The organism is Leifsonia sp. NPDC080035 (assembly GCF_040050925.1).
Taxonomy (GTDB): Bacteria; Actinomycetota; Actinomycetes; order Actinomycetales; family Microbacteriaceae; genus Leifsonia.
The window spans coordinates 3,103,566-3,123,803 of sequence record NZ_CP157390.1; the positions used below are offsets into that span (position 1 = coordinate 3,103,566).

The 20,238-nt window shown below is 71.3% G+C and carries 19 protein-coding genes; 6 read left to right on the forward strand and 13 right to left on the reverse strand.

The window, feature by feature from the left end:
• Nucleotides 1-141: 141 nt before the first annotated feature.
• From AAME72_RS15035 to AAME72_RS15055, 5 genes are read left to right on the forward strand one after another with little or no spacing between them, the layout of a single operon-like run.
• Complete coding sequence (locus tag AAME72_RS15035; protein WP_348787359.1) at nucleotides 142-1,407, forward strand: sugar ABC transporter substrate-binding protein; 1,266 nt, start codon at nucleotides 142-144, stop codon at nucleotides 1,405-1,407.
• A gap of 2 nt (nucleotides 1,408-1,409) precedes the next feature.
• Complete coding sequence (locus tag AAME72_RS15040) at nucleotides 1,410-2,375, forward strand: sugar ABC transporter permease (RefSeq protein ID WP_348787360.1); 966 nt, start codon at nucleotides 1,410-1,412, stop codon at nucleotides 2,373-2,375.
• Nucleotides 2,368-3,237: a carbohydrate ABC transporter permease gene (locus AAME72_RS15045; RefSeq protein WP_348787361.1), complete on the forward strand. Its 870-nt coding sequence runs from the start codon at nucleotides 2,368-2,370 to the stop codon at nucleotides 3,235-3,237. Before AAME72_RS15040 ends, AAME72_RS15045 begins: the two co-directional genes overlap by 8 nt.
• A 23-nt stretch (nucleotides 3,238-3,260) precedes the next feature.
• A complete protein-coding gene (locus AAME72_RS15050; RefSeq protein WP_348787362.1) occupies nucleotides 3,261-4,286 on the forward strand; it encodes a Gfo/Idh/MocA family oxidoreductase in 1,026 nt (341 codons plus the stop codon).
• Nucleotides 4,283-5,338, forward strand: coding sequence for a Gfo/Idh/MocA family oxidoreductase (locus AAME72_RS15055; RefSeq protein WP_348787363.1), 1,056 nt, complete (start codon nucleotides 4,283-4,285; stop codon nucleotides 5,336-5,338). Before AAME72_RS15050 ends, AAME72_RS15055 begins: the two co-directional genes overlap by 4 nt.
• Nucleotides 5,339-5,363: 25 nt before the next feature.
• Here AAME72_RS15055 and AAME72_RS15060 read toward each other — a convergent pair whose 3' ends face one another.
• Genes AAME72_RS15060 through AAME72_RS15105 form a run of 10 tightly spaced genes read right to left on the reverse strand, consistent with a single transcriptional unit; the run spans nucleotide 5,364 to nucleotide 16,323 of the window.
• Nucleotides 5,364-6,206 carry an NAD(P)-dependent oxidoreductase gene (locus AAME72_RS15060; RefSeq protein ID WP_348787364.1) on the reverse strand — a complete coding sequence of 281 codons (843 nt, stop codon included), beginning with the start codon at nucleotides 6,204-6,206 and terminating at the stop codon, nucleotides 5,364-5,366.
• A gap of 40 nt (nucleotides 6,207-6,246) precedes the next feature.
• Nucleotides 6,247-7,527, reverse strand: a complete 1,281-nt coding sequence (locus AAME72_RS15065; protein ID WP_348787365.1) for a sigma-70 family RNA polymerase sigma factor — start codon at nucleotides 7,525-7,527, stop codon at nucleotides 6,247-6,249.
• 7 nt (nucleotides 7,528-7,534) lie between these two features.
• Nucleotides 7,535-7,873 (reverse strand): YciI family protein, encoded by a 339-nt coding sequence (locus AAME72_RS15070; protein WP_348787366.1) that lies wholly within the window; start codon nucleotides 7,871-7,873, stop codon nucleotides 7,535-7,537.
• Nucleotides 7,874-7,926: 53 nt separating this feature from the next.
• The gene (locus AAME72_RS15075) at nucleotides 7,927-8,955 is read right to left on the reverse strand and encodes a glycosidase (RefSeq protein WP_348790146.1); all 1,029 of its coding nucleotides are present in this window, start codon (nucleotides 8,953-8,955) and stop codon (nucleotides 7,927-7,929) included.
• 35 nt (nucleotides 8,956-8,990) lie between these two features.
• Complete coding sequence (locus AAME72_RS15080) at nucleotides 8,991-10,010, reverse strand: hypothetical protein (RefSeq protein ID WP_348787367.1); 1,020 nt, start codon at nucleotides 10,008-10,010, stop codon at nucleotides 8,991-8,993.
• A gap of 22 nt (nucleotides 10,011-10,032) precedes the next feature.
• The gene (locus tag AAME72_RS15085; protein WP_348787368.1) at nucleotides 10,033-10,953 is read right to left on the reverse strand and encodes a carbohydrate ABC transporter permease; all 921 of its coding nucleotides are present in this window, start codon (nucleotides 10,951-10,953) and stop codon (nucleotides 10,033-10,035) included.
• Nucleotides 10,953-11,909, reverse strand: coding sequence for a sugar ABC transporter permease (locus AAME72_RS15090; protein ID WP_348787369.1), 957 nt, complete (start codon nucleotides 11,907-11,909; stop codon nucleotides 10,953-10,955). Before AAME72_RS15090 ends, AAME72_RS15085 begins: the two co-directional genes overlap by 1 nt.
• Nucleotides 11,910-11,911: 2 nt before the next feature.
• Nucleotides 11,912-13,201, reverse strand: a complete 1,290-nt coding sequence (locus tag AAME72_RS15095) for a sugar ABC transporter substrate-binding protein (RefSeq protein WP_348787370.1) — start codon at nucleotides 13,199-13,201, stop codon at nucleotides 11,912-11,914.
• A gap of 36 nt (nucleotides 13,202-13,237) precedes the next feature.
• Nucleotides 13,238-14,260, reverse strand: a complete 1,023-nt coding sequence (locus AAME72_RS15100; protein WP_348787371.1) for a LacI family DNA-binding transcriptional regulator — start codon at nucleotides 14,258-14,260, stop codon at nucleotides 13,238-13,240.
• A complete protein-coding gene (locus AAME72_RS15105) occupies nucleotides 14,257-16,323 on the reverse strand; it encodes a hypothetical protein (protein WP_348787372.1) in 2,067 nt (688 codons plus the stop codon). Before AAME72_RS15105 ends, AAME72_RS15100 begins: the two co-directional genes overlap by 4 nt.
• 168 nt (nucleotides 16,324-16,491) lie before the next feature.
• Here AAME72_RS15105 and AAME72_RS15110 point away from each other — a divergent pair, with 168 nt between their 5' ends.
• Nucleotides 16,492-17,613: a hypothetical protein gene (locus AAME72_RS15110; RefSeq protein WP_348787373.1), complete on the forward strand. Its 1,122-nt coding sequence runs from the start codon at nucleotides 16,492-16,494 to the stop codon at nucleotides 17,611-17,613.
• A 15-nt stretch (nucleotides 17,614-17,628) separates the two neighbouring features.
• Here the strand turns inward: AAME72_RS15110 and AAME72_RS15115 are convergent, their stop codons facing one another.
• The 3 genes from AAME72_RS15115 to AAME72_RS15125 are packed head-to-tail and all read right to left on the reverse strand — an operon-like array spanning nucleotide 17,629 to nucleotide 20,224.
• Nucleotides 17,629-18,135, reverse strand: coding sequence for a DUF2017 family protein (locus AAME72_RS15115; protein ID WP_348787374.1), 507 nt, complete (start codon nucleotides 18,133-18,135; stop codon nucleotides 17,629-17,631).
• A complete protein-coding gene (gene clpS, locus AAME72_RS15120) occupies nucleotides 18,132-18,422 on the reverse strand; it encodes an ATP-dependent Clp protease adapter ClpS (protein ID WP_348787375.1) in 291 nt (96 codons plus the stop codon). The genes AAME72_RS15115 and clpS overlap by 4 nt, the downstream gene beginning before the upstream one ends.
• On the reverse strand, nucleotides 18,419-20,224 hold the full coding sequence (locus AAME72_RS15125; protein ID WP_348787376.1) for a glycoside hydrolase family 15 protein: 1,806 nt from the start codon (nucleotides 20,222-20,224) through the stop codon (nucleotides 18,419-18,421). The genes clpS and AAME72_RS15125 overlap by 4 nt, the downstream gene beginning before the upstream one ends.
• Nucleotides 20,225-20,238: the final 14 nt, after the last annotated feature.

Genomic DNA, 20,238 nt, shown 5'->3' on the forward strand with positions numbered 1-20,238 from the left:
GCGGCCCGCTCCCGGATCGCCCGGGGGCTCAGCACCACTGCACGACAGCACCACAGCACGACGCACCACACCCCGGACCGGCGAGGGCAAGTCGCCGGCCCGGGAGGCACCGAAACACCCCCACATTTCGAAGGAGAACCAATGCGAAAAGCCCTGCTCGCGGCCGCGGCCGCCGTCGCCTCCGCGGTCGTACTCGCCGGCTGCTCATCCAACACCGGTACCAGTTCGGATGCCGCTGCCGATCATAACCTCTCGGCCAGCATCTCCTACGCGTTCTGGGACGTGAACCAGAAGCCGGCGATGGAGGCCCTGATCAAGGACTTCAACAAGGAGTACCCGAAGATCAAAGTCACCACTCAGATCACGCCCTACCAGAACTACTTCACCAAGCTGCAGACGCAGGGCTCGTCGAAGACGCTGCCCGACGTGTTCTGGATGAACGGACCCAACTTCCAGCTGTATGCGTCGAACGGGATGCTCGAGCCGATCGGCTCCGGCATCAAGCCGTCGAACTACCCGACGGCGCTCGACGACCTCTACAGCTGGGACGGCAAGCAGTACGGCGCCCCCAAGGACTTCGACACGATCGGCGTCTACTACAACAAGGCGATCTTCGACAAGGCGGGCGTCGCCTACCCGACCGCCGACTGGACGTGGGACGAGTTCCACCAGAAGGCGAAGCAGATCTCCGACAAGCTGAAGGCGCAGGGCGTCTACGGCGTGACCAGCGGCCTCTCCGGGGGCCAGGAGATGTACTACAACACCATCCTGCAGGCCGGCGGCTCGATCATCTCCGACGACGGCAAGAAGTCCGGCTACGACGACCCGAAGTCCATCAAGGGTCTGCAGTTCATCCGCGACCTGGTCGCGGACGGCTCCTCGCCGACGCCGTCGCAGCTGTCGGACACCCCGCAGGACCAGTGGTTCATCAACTCCAAGTCGGCCATGATCTGGTCGGGCACCTGGCTCAACTCCGAGCTGCTCGCCTCGCCGATCAAGAGCACGATCGCGCTCGCACCGCTGCCGAAGGACGAGCGTCAGGCGACGGTCATCCACGGTCTGGCGAACGTCGTCGCGAAGGACTCCAAGAACAAGTCAGCGGCGATCGCCTTCCAGACCTACCTGGCGGGCAAGGAGGCCGCCGAGACGCAGGCCACGATGGGCGCCGCGAACCCCGCGTTCAACGGCACCCAGCAGGCGTTCGTCGACACGGCGCCGTGGGACCTGAACATCTTCGAGAAGGCGGCGGCCGACTACGCCTACCCGTACCCCATCTCCAAGAACACGGCGGCGTGGAACAAGGCCGAGAACGACCTGCTGCCCGACGCGTTCAGCGGCAAGAAGCCGGTCGACGAGGTCGCCAAGGAGCTGGCCAAGCAGATGAACGCGGACCTCGCCAAAGAGTGACGATGTCGACGGAGACGATCACGAAGGGAGCGGGCGCCGCGCAGGCGGCGCCCGCCACCCCGGGCGCGCGAGCGCCGCGGGGCACGAAGCGCGGCCGGCGCCGCAACGACTGGCTCTGGGCCGTGCTGTTCGTCGGCCCGCTGCTGTTCGGCGTCCTGGTGTTCTACATCTGGCCGATCTTCCGCAACGCCTACTTCAGCTTCACCACGTGGGGCGTCTTCGGCGGCGCGACCTGGAGCGGCCTGACGAACTACCAGCAGATGCTGGCGGATCCCGATTTCTGGCGGTCCATCCTCAACACCCTGATCTATGTCGGCATCCTGCTCGTCGGCATCCCGGTCGCGGTGTTCTTCGCCTCGCTGATCAACCGGCCGGGGCTGCGCTTCGCCGCCGCGTACAGGACGGCGTTCTTCCTGCCGTACGTCGCGATGCCCGCGGCGGTGGCGATGGTGTGGCGCATCATCTTCAACGGCGACTTCGGCGTCATCAACTACGCGCTGTCGCTGGTCGGCATCAAGGGCCCCAACTGGCTGAGCACCGAGTGGGTCGCGCTGATCGCGGTCGGCATCGTCGGGATGTGGATCTCGCTCGGCTTCAACCTGATCGTGCTCTCCGCCGGCATGAAGAGCATCCCGCCGGAGATGTACGAGGCGTCGTCGCTGGACGGCGCGAGCCGCACGCGGCAGTTCTTCTCGATCACGGTGCCCCTGCTGACCCCCTCGATCTTCTTCGTCTCGGTCATGACGGTGATCACCGGGTTCCAGCTGTTCGACCTGCTCTACGCGCTGATGGGGACGCAGAACCCGGCGATCAACCAGACCCAGTCGCTGGTCTACCTGTTCTTCGCGCACCAGCAGACCGGGGACAACGGCTACGCCGCCGCGGTCGGCGTGGCGATCCTCGTGCTCGTCGGCGCGTTCACGATGCTCCAGTTCCGCATGCAGAAGAGGTGGGTGAACTATGTCTAGCTCCGTCGCCGCGCGTCCACGAACCGCGAACCCCCGTGCCGGGAGCGCACGCAGCCGCAACGGCCTGACCCACGTGGTGCTGATCGTCGCCTCGGTGCTGATGATCTTCCCGTTCGTGTGGCAGATCCTGATGTCGCTCGCCACCAACGCGCAGGTCACCTCCGTCCCGCCGACCGTCTGGCCGGGGGAGCTCCACTTCGAGAACTTCGCGCACGTGTTCGACCAGCTGCCGTTCCTCAACCAGCTCTGGGTGTCCGTCGCGGTGACGGTCATCCGCACGGTGGGACAGCTGCTGCTCTGCTCCATGGCGGGCTACGCGTTCGCGCGGATGGAGTTCCCGTTCCGGCGGACCATCTTCGCGCTGGTGCTCGTCATCCTGATGGTGCCGCCGCAGGTCTACCTGCTGCCGCAGTACCAGATCGTGCAGGGCCTCGGTTGGCTGAACACCATCGCCGGCATCGCGGCCCCCGGCATCTTCAGCGCGTTCGGCACCTTCCTGATGCGGCAGTTCTTCCTCGGGCTGCCGGACGAGCTCGCCGAGGCGGCGCGGCTGGACGGCGCGAACCAGTTCCAGATCTTCTGGAAAGTGATGCTGCCGCTGGCCAAGCCCGGGCTCTCGGCGCTCGCGATCATCACGGTGCTCGCCTCCTGGAACGACCTGCTCTGGCCGCTGATCGTGGCGACGGACTCCACGCAGATGCCGCTCGCCCCCGGAATCGCGACGCTCACCAGCCAGCGCTCCATCCCGGACTACCCGCTGCTGCTGGCGGCCAGCCTGCTGGCGATGGCGCCCGTCCTCATCCTCTTCCTCATCATGCAGAGGCGCGTCATCGACGGCATCGCCTTCTCCGGCATGAAGTGACGACCCCCAGAAAGGCACATCACGTGAACACCCTTCGAGTCGGCCTGATCGGGGCCGGCGGGATCAGCCGCGTCCACGCGGACGGCTGGCGGGCGCTCGGCGCCGCCGTGTCCGTGTACTCGCACGAGGGCGCAGACGCGCTCGCGGAGCAGTACGGCTTCGCGGTGGCCCCCGACCTCGACGCGCTGATCGCGGCGAGCGACATCGTCGACATCGTCACCCCGACGCCCAGCCACGGCCCGCTCGCGCTGGCGGCGATCGCCGCGGGGCGGCACGTCGTGTGCGAGAAGCCGCTCGCGGGCACCGCCGAGGAGGCGCGCGCCGTGGTGGACGCGGCGCGCGAGGCCGGGGTGCGCCTGTTCCCGGCCCACGTCGTCCGCTACTTCCCGGAGTACGCGCAGGTGCAGCGCCAGGTCGCGGCCGGCCGGATCGGGGATCCCGCCGTGCTGCGGTTCGTGCGCGGCGGCGAGGCGCCGCGGGCCGGCTGGTTCCACGACGAGGCGGCGGGCGGCGGCATCGTGCGCGACCAGATGATCCACGACCTCGACCAGGCGCTGTGGCTGGCCGGGGATGTCGTCCGCGTCTACGCGGTGCAGAGCCGGCGGGCGGCGGACGCCGCGGCGCCGGACGCGGTCACCGCGCACGTCGTGCTCACGCACGCGAGCGGGGCGCTCAGCCACGTGCAGGGCAGCTGGGGTCCGCGCGGGATGGTGTTCCGCACCAGCGCGGACATCGCGGGCGCTGCGGGCACGCTCGCCATCGACTCCTTCGACGCGCCCAGCCGGCTCGACATCCCGGCCGCGCAGGACGGCGAGGGCTACCTGCCGCCGCCCACCCACGCCGAGAGCCCGTACACCGCCCAGCTGCGCGACTACGTCGCGGCGATCGCGGAGGGTCGGGATGCGCGCGTCACCGCCGAGGACGGCATCCGCGCGGTCGCCGTCGCCGAGGCGGCCATGGAGTCGCTGCGAACGGGTGCGCCCGTCGAGCTGGATCTCGCCGCCGCCGTCCTCCCCGCACCCGTGACCGCAGAGGCGGTCGGCGCATGACCGGCGCAGAGACCGAGAAGGAGACCATGAGCATCCCCGCCGACCGGCCGCTGAAGGTGGCCGTGCTGTCGTTCGCGCACACCCACGCCATCGGCTACTGCCGTGCGCTTGCCGGCCGCGCCGACATCGACCTGGTCGTCGCCGACCCCGACGGCGCCGCCGCTCCGGACGACGCTCCGCGCGGACGCGAGCTGGCGGACGCGCTCGGCGTCCGCTACCTCGACAGCTACGAGGAGGCGCTCGCCTGGGGTCCGGACGCGGTGATCGTCACCGCCGAGAACGTGCGGCACCGAGCGCTGGTGGAGGCGGCCGCGGCCGCCGGCGCGCACATCCTGTGCGAGAAGCCGCTGGCGACGACGGTCGAGGACGCCGAGGCGATGCTGGCGGCGGCCGACCGCGCCGGTGTGACGCTGATGACCGCGTACCCGGTGCGCTTCGCGCCCGCGTTCGCCGACCTGGTGCAGCGCGTGCGAGCAGGACAGCTCGGCACCCTGCTCGCCGTCAAGGGGACGAACAACGGCAAGCTGCCCTCCGATCGCGCCTGGTTCACGGATGCGGCGCTGTCCGGAGGCGGGGCGCTCGTCGACCACGTCGTGCACTGCGCCGACCTGCTGGACGAGCTGCTCGCCGAGCAGCCGGCGACCGTGCACGCGGTGTCCAACCGCATCCTGCACCCGGAGGCGACGGTCGAGACCGGCGGGCTCGTGACCGCGGTCTACGGCAGCGGGGTGATCGCGACGATCGACTGCTCGTGGAGCGTGCCGGATGCGGCCGCGACCTGGGGCGGCCTCACGCTGCAGGTGACCGGAACCCGCGGCTCGGTGACGATCGCACCCTTCGCGCCGCACGTCGCCGGGCAGACGGCTGACGGACCGGTGTGGGAGCCGACCGGGGACGACCTCGACGCGGCGATGATCGCCGAGTTCGTGGACGCCGTGCGCTCGGGACGTCCGGCGCGGCCCGACGGCCGGGTCGGCCTCCGGACGTTGCAGGTCGTGGATGCGGCGCGCCGGTCCGCCGCGACCGGCGAGGTGGTCGTCCCGCGCGGCTGAGCCGACGACTCCGGCGCGCCGTCGCTCAGCGGTCGCGGGCGATGATCGAGAAGTCCTTCTCGCCGTCGCCCGCCTCGACGGCGCGCTGCAGCTCGGCGGCGACCAGCGCGACCGCGGGAAGCGGCGTGTCGGAGGTCGCCAGCATGAGCCGCGTGTCCTTCGCGAGGGCGGCGGCGGAGAACTGCGCGTCGTCGAACTCGCCTGCCGTCACCAGCCGGCCCTTCATCGCGGCCATCGGGGCGATCGCGGTGAGCGACAGCGTCTGAAGCACCTCGTCGCCGTCGAGACCGGCGGAACGGCCGAGCCGCAGCGCCTCCGCGAGCGCCTCCATCGACACGGCGAGGGCGAGGTTCGCGACGAGCTTGGATGCGGCGGCCTTGGGCGCCGCATCGAAGGTGCGCAGCTTGTCCGGGTCGGCCCAGAGCGCCACCAGCCGCCGCGCCTCGCGGGCCGCGTCGTGTTCGCCGCCGATCAGCACGGCGAGCGCGCCGGCCCGTGCGGGCGCGAGCGACCCGACGACGGGGGAGTGCACGTAGCGGATGCCCGCCTCCGCCGCGAAGTCGGCGAACGCGGTCGCGTCCTCGGGCGAGACGGTCGTCACGTCGATCCAGAGCGCGCCGGGACGCCACGGCAGCGACCCGTCCACGATGACCTCGCGCACCGTCTCCGGGCCGAACAGCACGCTGACGACGGCTTCCGCGCCGTCCACCGCCTCGGCCGCCGTCCCGGCGATGCGCGCCCCACGGCGGCCGATCGCCTCGGTCGGCCCGGGGGAGCGGTTCCACGCGGTGACCCGGTGGCCGGCGTCGATCAGGTGGGGAACGAGCTCGCGGCCCATCCGGCCGAGCCCGAGGAATGTGATGTCCATGGCGCCCACTCTCCACCGGGACGCCGGACTCCGGAAGGGGTCAGCACTCCGCGCGTTCGCGCTCCAGGAAGGCACGCTCCGCAGCGTTCTCGCAGAGTCGCAGGGCCGCGTCGTACTCGGCGGCGGCGTCCGCCGTCCTGCCGATCCGCCGCAACAGCCCGGCGCGCACGCCGTGCAGCACGTAGAAGTCCTCGAGCGCCTCGCGCAGCGGCTCGGTCTCGGCGAGCCCCGCCGCGGGTCCGGCGACCTCGGCCACGGCGACGGCCCGGTTGAGCGCGACGACCGGGGTCGGCTGCACCCGCAGCAGCTGGTCGTAGAGCGCGACGATCTGCCGCCAGTCCGTCGCGTCGGCCGTGGCGCCGTCGTCGTGCACCGCCTGGATGGCCGCCTGCAGCTGGTAGCGCCCCGGCCGGCCGCGGGCGAGGCAGCGGCGCACGATCGCGTGGCCCTCGGCGATTCTGTCCGCGTCCCAGAGCGTGCGGTCCTGGTCGGGCAGCGCGACCATCCCGCCGTCGGCGCCGAGCCGGGCCGGGCGGCGGGCGTCCACGAGCAGCAGCAGCGCCAGCAGTCCCTGCACCTCCTCCTCGTCGGGCAGCAGTGCGGCAAGCAGGCGAGCGAGGCGCAGGGCCTCGGCGCACAGTTCGTCGCGCACGAGCCGGTCGCCGGCCGACGCCGTGTAGCCCTCGCTGAAGATCAGGTACACGACCGCCAGCACGGAGTCCAGCCGTTCCGGCAGGTCGGGTGCGGAGGGGATGCGGTACGGGATGCGCGCATCCCGGATCTTCGCCTTCGCCCGGGAGATCCGCTGCGCCAGCGTCGGCTCGGGGACGAGGAAGGCGCGCGCGATCTCGGCGGTGCTGAGGCCGCCGAGCAGGCGCAGTGTCAGCGCGACCCTGGCGTTCGGGGCGAGCGCCGGGTGGCAGCAGGTGAAGATGAGCCGGAGGCGGTCGTCGCCGATGGGGCCATCGTCGGCGGGCTGCGGGTCGCCGGCGTCGAGGGCGAGCAGCCGCGTCGCCTGCGCCTCCCGCTCACGGCCGACCGACTCGCGGCGCAGCCGGTCGATCGCGCGCCGCCGGGCGGTGACGATGATCCAGCCGGCGGGGGCGGGCGGAACCCCGTCGGTCGGCCAGCGACCGGCCGCGATGGCGAACGCCTCCTGCACCGCGTCCTCGGCCCGGTCGAGGTCACCGAGGGCGCGGTACAGCACCGAGACGGCGCGGCCGTACTCGGCGCGGAAGACGTCGGCGACGGCCGCGGGGGCCTCCGGCGCCCCCGGTGCGCCCGGCGCCTTCGGTGCGCCCTCGTTCACGCGCTCGTCCACGGCCGGCTCAGGCGAACGGCCTGACCTCGATCGGCAGGGTGGTGGCGACGGCGAGCCTGCGTCCCCACGCCATCGCCGCATCCAGGTCTGGCACATCGACGATGGTGAAGCCGCCGAGGTGCTCCTTGCCCTCCGCGAACGGTCCGTCCGTCACGACGACGTCGTCACCGCGCGGGCGCAGCACGGTGGCGGACGACGGCGGGAGCAGCCCGTTCGAGAACACCCACGCCCCGGCGGCGCGCATCTCGGTGTTGAGGGCGTCGAGGTCGCGGCCGATCGCGGCCAGGGCCTCCGGCTCCGGGACGGGTCCGTCCGGCTGGTAGACGCTGAGCAGGTACTGGGTCATGGTGTCTCCTTCTCTCTCACCGTCCACACGAACGGCGAGGGGAGTTCTCGACATCATGCCCCGGATTCGTTCCTCCGCTCCAGACGTGCGACACCGATCTTCGAGTCGGCCATGCCGTAGAAGACCCAGTCGACGCCGTCCACGCGCTCGATCGCGGTGGGGAAGACCACGTTCGGGACGATCCCGCTGCGCTCCTCCTCCGTCTCCGCGGCGAGCAGCGGCTCCGGGGTCCGCTGGAGGACGCGCCACGGCTCGTCGGCGTCCAGGATCATCGCTCCGGCCGCGTAGTTCACGTTCTGCTGCTGGGCGATGCCCGGCTCCAGGCGGCCGGTGACCCCGTGATGCAGCAGCAGCCAGCCCTCCGGCACCCGGACGGGCGCGGGACCGGCGCCGATCTTCAGCTCCTCGAACGGGAACTCGGGACCGGCGAGGAACCGGTTCGCGCGCCAGCGGGTCAGCTCCCGGACGTCGGCGCGGACGGCGTCGAGCGGGATGAACGCGATCCAGATGCTCGGCCGCTTCTCGGCCAGTGCCTCCGGGGGATGCTCGCCCTCGCCCGGCCGCACCCCCTCCAGATCCCACACCGGGCGGTGCAGCACCGCGAGGCTCGGCGTGCCGTCCGGGGCGGTGACCGGCTCCGGGAAGAACACGGTGTCCTTGTTGTGGAACAGCCCGAGGTCGACGCCGGTGGCGTCGTCGTACTCGAACGTGACCGGGCCGAGGCGCTGCCAATCGCGCAGGTCCCGCGAGACGGCGACCGCGGTGCGCGGACCGAGCGGACCGTACGCCACGTACGTCATCACGTGCAGGCCGAGGGCGGGGACGGTGGTGATCCGTGGATCCTCGACGCCCGCGTTGTTCGCGCCGCGCTCGAACGCGCGGTCGGGTTCGAGGACGACACCCTCGCGCTCGACGCCGACGGGGACGCCGTCCTCGATCAGGACGCGCGCCAGCCCGACGCGGGAGACGTTGCCGGCGGCGACGAGCCGGGGCAGCAGGTAGAGCCCGCCGTCCGGCCCGCGGCCGGAGGCGGGGTTGAGCACGCCCTCGGCTTCGAGCGGTTCGTCGGCGGCCGGGGTCATCACGACGCCGGCACGGCTGAGGCGGTAGGGGAACGTCACTCGGTGACCTCCTTGTAGACGTAGAGTTCGCGGGAATCGTGTGGCGCATCCCAGCCCTGGGCGAAGGCCCAGCGGCCGTCGATGCGCTGCAGGCCGCCCCAGGCGAGCGAGCCGCCGGGATGGATGCCGAGCTGGGTGAACGGGACGTCCGCCCGGTAGTGCGCCTGGGCGGCGGCGAAGTCGCCGTGCTCGTCGGCGTAGAAGAAGTCGAGCACGAGGTCGTCGCCGTCGACGGCGGCACAGGCGACCTCGTAGAGCGTGCCGGGCAGCGCCGAGAGGTCGAGATACGGCTGCTCCTCGAATCGCCAGTCGAGCAGGTCGTCGGAGTGGCCGACCATCGGCCGCCCTCCGCAGCCCTCGGACAGGAACATCAGGTACTCGCCGCCGATCCGCACCGCGCGGCCGTGCTCGTCCCTGGGGACGACCGCGCCCTTCGCCCAGTCCTTCGAGACCTCCAGCGGGACCGCGAGGCCGCGCTTGCGCCACGACCGCAGGTCGTCGGAGTCCGCGCACATGATGTCGCACGCCACGTCTCCCGCCTCGGTGCGGCGGATGGCGTTATAGAACAGCACGTAGCGGCCGTCCGCCTCGTAGACCTTCGGGTCCTCGCAGCCGAGGACCTCGTTGGCGAGGGTCGGGTAGACGACCGGGTTGGCCGGGTCGTCGCGCCAGACGCCGTCCGTGCGCACGGCGTGGCCGATCCTGCTCGCCGTCGACTCCTTGCGCGGCGACGCTCGGTAGAACAGGTGCAGCTCCCCGTCCCGCTCGATCATGGTGGGGTTGAAGATGGACGAGCTGGTCCATCCGATCCCGGTCGGGTCCTCCCACTGACCCTCCAGGCGGAAGGTCAGCGACTCGTCGCGCGCGAACGGCCCGATCGCCCAGGGAGGCGGGTCGTCGTAGTGCGCGGAGAACTGGTCTGTCGAGATTGTGTCGGTGAGCGCACTGCTGTGCTCGAGCGCCTCCCGGTAGCTGGTGCGCAGGTCGTCCTGGTCGACGGCGGCGGCGAAATCCACGGGTCTCCTTGCGTGCGGCGGCTCAGCCCTTGACGGACGAGCCGATGTCGGTCGAGGTGAAGTAGCGCTGGAACACGATGAACAGCACGACGACGGGTGCCGCGAGCACAACGGCTCCGGCGAGGATGGCGCCGAACGGGTTCGCGGTGGAGGCGGCGACCGTGCTGATGTAGTTGGCGAGCGAGACGGCCAGGGGCTGCATGCTCGCCTCCTTCGTGATCAGGAACGGCCAGAGGAACTCGTTCCACGGGCCGATGAAGGTCAGCAGGATCACCGTCACCAGGGCCGGACGCACGAGCGGGAGCGCGACCCGCCAGAGCAGGGTGAACTCGCCGGCGCCGTCCACCCTGGCGGCGTCGAACAGTTCTCGCGGCAGCTGCAGGAAGTACTGCCGGAAGATGAGCACGGCCGCCGAGTTGATCGCGAACGGCAGGATCATCCCGAGGTAGTTGTCTGCGAGCCCGTAGTTGCGCGCGATGAGCACGTACAGCGGGATCATCAGCAGCTGGAACGGGATGGTCTGCACCAGCAGCGCGAGCGCGAAGGTCACGCCACGGCCCCGCCACTGCAGGATCGACAGCGCGTACCCCGCCAGCACGCCGAACACGACCGTGCACAGCAGCACGCCGCCGGTGAAGATCCCCGAGTTCGCGAGCCCCGACCACAGGTTGATGCGGTCGTTGATCGCCGCGTAGTTGTGCAGCGTCAGGTTCGCGGGGTTCGGGAAGGCGCCCGCGACGGAGGTGTCGGGCGCCGTCTGCAGCGACCCGACCAGCATGTAGTAGAAGGGGAACAGGAAGGCGATGGCGCCGAGCGTCAGCACGATCCCCTGCAGGATCGCCTGCGGCCGGCTCAGCCGTGCGGAGGAGGCGAGGTCGCGGCGCCGGCGCTCGCGCGGCGCCTTCCGCCCGTCCGCCACCGGGACATTCTTGATCGTGGTCATCAGTCGCGTCCTCCCGCGAATCGGTTCTGCAGCCAGCCGATGATCAGCACCAGGATCACGAGCACGACGCCGATCGCGGCGGCGTAGCCGGGGTGACCCTGCTGGATGCCCTGCTGGTAGATGAGGAGCACCGGCGAAGTCGAGTGCCCGTCGGGACCGCCGCCTCCGGTGAGCAGATAGGGCTCGGTGAACAGGTTGGCACCGGTGATGGTGGAGAGCAGCAGCACCAGCACGGTCGCGGGGCGCACGCCAGGAACGGTGACCGAGAAGAACTGGCGCACCCGCCCCGCCCCGTCGGTCGACGCCGACTCGTAGAGCTCGCGCGGCACGTTCTGCAGCGCCGCGAGGTAGAGCAGGATGTACAGGCCGAGCTGCTTCCAGGTCACGTAGATCGCGATCGTCGGCATCGCCAGCCACGGGTTCACGAACCACGACGGGTTCGGCGCGAGCGGCCCCAGGATCTGGTTGATCAGGCCGTCGCCGCTGAACAGGAACAGCCAGACGCCGATGATCGCGACGCTCGCGGTGACGTACGGGACGTAGTAGCTCATCCGCAGGAAGGTGCGGAACCGGGTGATGCTGTTCAGCCCGCTGGCGAGCACCAGCGAGAGCACCACCGTGAGCGGCACGTTGATGATCAGGAAGATGCCGACGTTGGCGAACGACTGGAGCACCGCGGGGTCGGTGACCACCTGGACGTAGTTGTCGAACCCGACGAACGGCTGGCTGACGTTCGCGCCCGGTGCGGCGAAGAAGTAGTCGAAGAACGACATGTAGACCGCGTAACCCAACGGGTACGCGAAGATCACCAGGACGAAGATCAGGTACGGAGCGCCGAACAGCCAGCCGAGCGGATTCTTGCCCAGGACCCGCTGCATCAGCGGCGGCCGCCGGCGCGGGGCCGTCCCGGCGGCGGGCGTGGTGCCCGCCGCCGGGGGAGCGGAGATCGTGCTCATGGCTACTTCTGCTTCTGGAGCGAATCGATCTTGTCGGACGCGGCCTTGAACGCGGACTCCACGCTGCCGGTGCCGTTGATGACGGCCTTCGAGTAGGCGTCGCGGAGAGCCTGCAGCTGGGCGATCGTGTTCACGCCGGTCGGGTCGTCGGCCGTGCGCTCGCTCTGCGCGCCGAACTCCTTGTAGGCGGGGTGCGAGTCGAAGTAGCTCGCGTACACGCTGGAGACGTCGCTGCGGATCGGCATCTGGCCGGTCACGTCGAGCAGCTTGCCGTCCTGCTCCTTGCTGGTCGCGAACTTCACGACATCCCACGCCGTGCCCTGGTTCTTGCACGAGGTGTACATGCCGATGTTCTTCGCGTCCGGGAAGGTGTAGATCTGGTCGGCCGGCTTGCCGTCCTTGGTCGGGACGGGCACGGAGCCCCACTGCACCTTGTCGTAGACCGCGATGGCCCACGGCCCCACGATCGCCATCGCGGACTTGCCGTCCGCGAACGCGTCGCCCTGGTACTGCTCCTTACCGGCGAGGTTGTCGGCGTAGATCGTCTTCCAGAAGTTCGCGACGTCGAGCGATTCCTGGTCCGTGATGATCGACTTGCCGTCCTCGATGAACGTCTTGCCGCCCGTCTCGGCGGCGAGCAGCGGAAGGTAGTCGAAGTTCGGCTGGAAGAACTCGCTCGTCGGAGCCGGGAAGATCGCGTACGGCGCAGCCCCCGAGGACTTGATCTTCTGGGCGGCGGCGATGAACTTGTCGTAGGTGGACAGGTCGGGGCTGTTCGGGTCGAGGCCGGCCTTCTGGAAGATGGCCTTGTTGTAGAAGATCATCACCGGGTTCTGTTTCCACGGCATCTGGTAGAAGTCGCCGTCGGAGGACTTGTACTGGTCCGCAGCCTTGCCGCTGCGGTCCTGAATGTACTTCGCGCCGTCGGGGAACTTCGAGAGGTCGACGAGGCCGCCCTGCTTCTGCCACTGACCGGTGGCCGCAGGCAGGTTGTTGAACACCAGGCACGGCGTGGTGCCCGCGGTGATCGCCGCGCCGATGACCTCCTCGGTGCTCTTGCCGGCCGGCACCTCCTGCGCCTTGATCTGCTCCTTGGGGTGCGCGGAGTTCCAGGAGGAGACCATGGCCTTGCCCCACTGCACCTCCTGCGGGTTGTTCGAGTACCAGATGGTGATCGGCCCGTGCGCCTTCATGGCGTCGGACTGACCGCCGCCGCTGGAGCCGCACGCGGCGAGGGTGCCGGCGACGATGCCGGCGGTGATGAGGGATAGGGCGATTCTGCGGGTGCGCATGATTCCTCTTTCGTGGATGGGGGTGCAGGAGCGGGGTCAGCGGGCGGTGGGTGGCGCGGTGGACGCGCGCACCACCAGCCGCGCGGGGTGCAGCGCGACGTCGGCTGCGACGCCGTCCTCCACCAGGCGCAGCAGTGCGGTGGCGGCGGCGACGCCCCAGCCTGCGGGGTCGTTGTCGAGGGTGGTGAGGGAGGGATAGATGTAGGTGCCGATCTGCGAGCCGTCCAGCCCGGTGACCGACAGGTCGTCGGGGAGGCGCAGGCCGCGCTCGTGCGCGACGCCCATCCCGGCGATGGCCATCGGGTCGTTGCCGTACACGATGGCGGTCGGCGGCGCCGCGGAGTCCAGCAGCGCCTTGGTCGCCTCCGCGCCCTGTTCGGGCGAGAAGTCGGTGTGCAGGATGACGGGCTCGATGCCCGCCCGCTCCGTCGCGCGCTCGAAGCGCTCGCGTCGCCGGAGGCCGTGGAGCATCCTCTCGTCGCCGGAGACGTGGGCGATGCGCCGGTGACCGAGCTCGACCAGGTGGGCGACGAGGTCGTCGATGCCGGAGTCGTAGTCCCGCGAGATCACAGGGAACGGGCTGCCGTCGGCGGGGGCGCCCAGCGAGACCGCCTGGGATCCGAGCCGCTGGATGAGGCCGATCCGGGCGTCGTCGGCGAGCAGGTCGGTGAGCAGGAAGCCGTCGACGCGTTTGTCGGCGGCGAGCCGCTCGTACGCGCGCTCCTCCGCCGCCCGGTCGGGGACCACCGTCAGCACGAGCACCTGACCTCGCTCGGAGAGCACGGTCTCCACGCCCGCGATGAACGCGGCGAAGAAGGGGTCGACTTCGATGGTCCGCGCCGCTCGGCGCAGGATGAGCCCGAGCGCGTAGGCCCGGCGGGTGCTCAGGCCCCTGGCCCCGGGGTTCGGCGTCCAGCCGAGGTCGCGGGCGGCTGTCAGGATGCGCTCGCGCGTGTCCTCGGCGACCCCGCGCCGGCCGTTGAGCGCGAGCGAGACGAGCCCCTTGCTCACGCCGGCCGCGCGGGCGACGTCGTTGATGGTGACCCCGGCAGCGCTCACCGCGTCACCGCCGTGGTGAAGCCGCCCGGCAGCACGAGCACCGCCGCGTGACCCTCGACCGTCCTGGCCGGCCCGACCTGCCGGCCGGCCGAGTCGTAACTCGTCACGAGGACGCGGCCGGTCAGTCCGAGCTTCTGGGGAAGCGGTGCCTTCGTGCCGTTGACGTACACGTCGAGGCCGCCGGCTCCGCGGAGGCCCAGGTGCGAGACGAGCGGCTGGACGAGGACGGCGTCGAGGTGCGTCGCGCCGGACACCCGCGCCGTCACCGTCGTGGCGCCGGCCGGAACCGGGACGGGCAGCGTCTGAGGGAGCAGGAACACCGGGCTCGGACCGATACCCTGCACGGCCCCGGCGCGCACGTTCTGCGAGCTGCCCAGGGGGAGGGCGACACGGCCGACGCGGGCCGTCCACGCGGTGCTGCCGGAGCCGCCGGGGCCGAGGTCGGCGATCGGCAGGATGCGTGCGGCCGGGTGGCCGGCGGGCAGCGTCAGGGTGACGGTGTCGCCGGTCGCTGCCGCGACGTACTCCCCGCCTGACCAGTTCGCCGATCCGGTCCAGGCCGACGGCGGCGTCACAACGGCCGGGGATCCGGTCACCGTCCCGGACTCCGCTTCGACGACGCGCAGGCCGTCCGTGGCGGTGGTGCGGGTGAGCGCGGTGGCGGCGCGGGCGATCGTGGGATGCGCATCCAGCGCGAGCATGCTGAGCTCGGTGTGGATGACCGACTCGGCGCCGCAGTTGCGGTTGACCGTGCCGTCGCCCGCGATGCCGTCGACGCACACACCGGTGGCCGGGTCGTAGACGGGGACACCGGCAGGGTTCGCGCCGAAGTACCACGCGGCCTGCGCGCCGGCGAGGGCGGCGAGCCCGGCCGCTCCGGTCGCGTCGGCGGCCGCGACCAGTCCTTCGACGCGGGAGTCGACGCCGTACGCGATCTGGGTCCGGTCGGCCGGGGTCGGCGTCCAGCCGTTGTCCGGGCCGCCGGTCGCCAGCAGCTGTGCGGTGAACTGCGCCAGGTCGGTGCTCGCGGCCCTCTGCAGTCCGCCGTTCTTCAGCACGACGGCGGCGGCGGTGAGCGCGGCAGGCTGCATCCCGCCCCAGGCGTGCCAGAACGTGGGGGAGTTGGCCTCGGGGAGCAGCGCGCCGAACGGCCACTGGCCCACGCCGCCGCTGGCGAGGCCCGCGATGCCCTCGGCGTAGCGGGAGAGCGCCACGCGAGCGCGGGCGTCTGCCGGGGCCGCAGCGGCGTATGCGCTGAGCCCGAGCACGGCCTCGGCGGTGGGGCTCGCGCTGCCGACGATCAGCCAGCCGGGGACGCGCACACCGTTCGCGACCTCGTGCGTGCCGTACCTCGACAGCGACTGCCGCTCGAGCGCGCCGAGCGCGAGAGACATCCTGCTCGCCAGGAACGAGGCGAACGCGGGATCGGCGTCGCGGAACCCGGCGTAGCCCTCGCCGAGCGCCCAGACCGTGCGGGCGAGCCAGAACGACTCGGCCGAGTCGCTCGGGTCCGGCTGCTCGACCGGGATCGCCGACGGGTTCAGCGTGCCGTCCGACTGCTGCCAGAGCACGACGTTCCCGGCGTTCGGGCCGGAGTCGGTCTGCAGGTAGGTGAGGGAGCGCAGCAGCTCGTAGGCGCTGTCGCGGCTCGCCGCGGTGCCGTTCTGCTTCCAGTCGCGCAGGTAGACGACCGCGGCGCGGGAGATGTCGTCGGCGTCGAAGGCGCCCTGGGCGTACCAGCCCTTCGCCGCGTCCGTGATCGGGCCGCCGCCGACGCGGGTGAAGGATCCGTCGGCGTTTCGGTTCGCGTACACCCAGGGCGCCCGGGCGGTGGGCTCGCTCTGCTGTCGGTAGGTGCTGTGCCCGGCGACGCCCGGCGGCAGCGGCGCGTCGTCGAGCAGGAAGTCGAGGTGGGCGAGGTTCGTGAGCTTCGGCGCGCTGGAGGCGCTGGTCGCGCTCGCGGGCGCCGCCGGGGCGGCGGCGGCATCGGCCGCAGGGACGGCGACAGCCCCGATGAGGAGTGCGGCGCCCGCGAGAGCTGAGAGGATTCGTGTCCGCATCATTGCGTTCCCTTGAGTCGTGAGAACCGAGTCGTCTAAACCGGTTTAGGCGGCACGGTAGGCGCGGTTTCCGAGCTTGTCAACAGAGGGTCTTGTGGACGTCTGGGGCCGAGGGAAGACTGGGGCGGACCGGACAGCGCCGTGCCGGACACTCGCGACCGAGGAGGAACAGTGGAGTACAAGGACATTCCGACCAAGGCCGACATCGAGAGGATCGCCGCCTTCCGCGAACCGGGATGCGTCAGCATCTACCTGCCGACCGGCACCACGCCGCCGGAGGCGGATCGGGCACGGATCGAGCTGAAGAACCACCTGGCGCAGGCGGTGAAGTCGCTCGAATCGCTCGGGGTGCCCCGCGCGAGGATCGCCGCCGTCCAGTCGGAGGGCGAGAGCATCCTGGAGGACAGGGACTTCTGGCGGTACCAGTCGCGCTCCCTGGCCGTGTTCCTCGACGGCGAGCTCGCGGAGACCTTCCGCCTGCCCAACCGGCTGACCAGCGTGTGCGAGGTCGCCGACCGGTTCTACGTCAAGCCGCTGCTGCGCGCGGTCACCTTCCCGCAGTCGGCGTTCATCCTCGCGCTCGCCCAGAACTCCGTCCGGCTGATCAAGGTCGACCCCGAGGCGCCCGCGGTCATCGTGGACGTGGACGGGATGCCGCGCGACGTCGCATCGGCCGTCGGACTCACGACGATCAGCGGCCGCTCGGCCGAGGGCCGCATCCAGGGCTCGGAGGGCCAGAAGGTCCGGATGCTCGAGTACGTGCAAGCCATCGAGCGCGCGCTGCACCCGCTGCTCGCGAACTCGACGGAGCCGCTCATCCTGGCCGCGGCCGAGCCGCTCACCGGGATCTTCCGCGGCGCGAGCGACTACCCGCACCTGGTCGAGGAGACCATCCAGGGGAACCCGGAGGACAAGACGGAGGAGGAGCTCGCGGCGGCCGCCCGGCGTGTGCTCGACAACCTCTACGCGGGCAAGGTCGCGACGCTGAAGGATACGTTCGAGACGCGGATCGCGGCCGGGACGGCGCTCGTCGACATGAGCGACATCGCCCGCGCCGCGACGTTCGGCGCCGTCGAGGCACTGGTGTTCGACATCGACGCCCGGGTGCCGGGCTCGATCGACGACGAGTCGGGCACGATCGTCTTCGCGCCCGACGACGCCCCCGGATATTACGGCGTCACCGACGAGATCCTGCGCCGGTCGCTGGCCTCGAAGGCGCGCATCTACGCGCTCCGCGCCGAGGACGTGCCGGGCGGCGGCCCGGTCGCCGCCGCCGTGCGCTTCCCCGTCTGAGCCGCGGGGGAGCGCTCAGCGCGCGTCGAGCGCCAGCACGAGCGACTCCTGCACGCCCGCGAGCCAGTCGTAGACCGCCCGCTGCAGGGCGGACGACTCGTCGTGGATGTCGCCCTCGTCGCCGTCCTGGACGATCCCCAGCCGCGCAGCGAGCACGAGCCGGATGTCCGTGAGGGTCCGCAGCCACGCCCCGGCCTGCGCCGCATCGAGCCGCACCTCTACCGCGCCCTTGCTGCCGTCGCGGGCCAGGCTCTCGGCCACCACGCGCGCGTTCAGCGCCTTGCGTTCGGCGAGACCGGCGGCGGTGAACCGGCGGAACTCGGCGGACGCCTCCGGGTCGTCGGGGTAGGCGTCGGGGAGCAGCCGCAGTACGGCGGGGTCGAACCCCGCGACCCCCGCGCCCTCGGCCGCCGCGGTGGCGATGGCGCCGGCCTCGCCGGAGAGGTGCACGAGCAGGTCCACCTCGTCCCGGCCGAAGCGTGCGCGCAGCGTGCCGTCCTTGGCGAGACGGAATGGCCTCACGCGTCGGCCCTCGTCAGCGTCGCCCACAGCCCGTAGTCGTGCATCGCCTCCACGTGGCGCTCCATCTCCTCGCGGGTGCCGGTCGCCACCACCGCCTTGCCCTCGGTGTGCACGAGCATCATCAGCCGTTCCGCCTCCGCGCGGGGGTACCCGAAGTAGGTCTGGAACACGTGCGTGACGTACGACATCAGGTTCACCGGGTCGTTCCAGACGATGGTGACCCACGGCGAGCCCAGCTCCAGGCTCTCGCCGAGCCCGGTTTCCTCCAGCGTTCGGGCGTCGGTCATCCGGCGGGGACCTCCGCGGTCGCCTGGGCGGCGCGCACCTCCGTGATCGCGTCGGCGGCCCGGACGAGGGCGAGATGCGTCAGCGCCTGCGGTGTGTTGCCCGCCTGCGACCTGCCCTCGATGTCGTATTCCTCCGAGAGCATGCCGACGTCGTTGGCGAGGCCGAGCAGGCGGTCCATGAGCCGCTCGGCGTCCTCGACCCGGTGCGAGCGGGCGTACTGCTCGGCGAGCCAGAACGAGCACGCGAGGAACGGGTGCTCGCCGGGCGGAAGGCCGTCGACGCCGGTGTCCGTGCGGTAGCGCAGCACCAGGCCGTCCTGCATCAAGTCCTCTTCGATCGCGCGCACGGTGCCGAGCATCCTCGGGTCGTCGAAGGCGCAGTAGCCGACCTGGGGGAGCAGCAGCAGTGAGGCGTCGAGGTCCCTGCTCCCGTACGTCTGGACGTAGGTGCCGCGGTGCTCGTCGAAGCCGTTGGCCTCCAGATCCGCGCGGATCTCCGCCTGCAGCCGGCGCCAGCGCTCCACCGGCCCGCTGAGCCCGTACTCCTCGACGCCGCGGATGGCGCAGTCGAACGCCGCCCAGACGAGCGCGCGCGAGTGCGTGAACGCCTTCGGTTCGCCGCGGATCTCCCAGATGCCGTGATCGGGGTTGCGCCAGCTGTCCTCCAGGTAGCCCATCAGCGCCCGTTGCAGCGCCCACGAGAACCGCGTCTCCGGCACCCCGGCCGCACGACCGCGGTCCAGGGCGAGCATCACCTCGCCGATGACGTCCGCCTGGAACTGGGTGGACGCGTCGTTGCCGATGCGGACCGGCCGTGCGCCCTGGTACCCCGGCAGGCTGACGATCTCGCGCTCGGTCAGGTCGCGCTCCCCGGCCAGCCCGTACATGATCTGCACGTCGGCGGGATCGCCGGCGATCGCGCGCAGCAGCCAGTCGCGCCAGTGGTCCACATAGTCGGCGTAGCCGTGCGAGAGCAGCACTGCGATGGTGAGCGAGGCGTCCCGCAGCCAGACGTAGCGGTAGTCCCAGTTGCGCTCGCCGCCGAACGCCTCGGGCAGGGACGTGGTCGCCGCGGCGACGATGCCGCCGGTCTCCAGGTGCGTCAGAGCCCGCAGCAGGAGCAGCGAGCGCACCACCTGCTCGCGGTACGGGCCCTCATGGTCGCAGCCGGACGCCCAGTCCGTCCACCACGACCGGGTCTGCGCCAGCGCTTTCTCGACGTCCACGGCCGCGGGGGCGGACCGGTGCGAGGGGAACCAGGTCATCGACAGGTCGACGGTCTGACCCGCGGCCACGGTGAAGGTGCCGTCGTGCGAGTGGTCGGACGCCGTGAGCGCCGGCCCGCGGACGACGAGCCCGTCCGGGCCCGCGACCGCCACCAGCGCCGGCGGCCTCTCCGCGGTGTCCTTCCGCACCCAGGGGATCGCGGTGGCATACCCGAAGCGGATGCGCAGATCCTGCCGCATCGTCACCCGGCCGCTGACGCCCCGCACCCTGCGCACCAGGTCGGCCCGGTGGTCGCCCATCGGCATGGCGTCGACGACCTCGACCTCGCCGTCGGCGGTCCGCCAGCGGGTGACGAGGATCATCGTGTCGCGCTCGTAGTGCCGCGTGCTCGTGGCGGTGGCGTCGGCCGGCGCGAGCAGCCAGCGCCCGTGGTCCTCCGTGCCCAGCAGCGCGCCGAACGTGGACGGCGCGTCATAGCGCGGCAGGCACAGCCAGTCGATGCTTCCGTCCGATCCGACGAGGGCGCCCGTGAAGCAGTCACTGATCAGGGCGTAATCCTCGATGGGGAGCGACATGATTCCAGTATGGC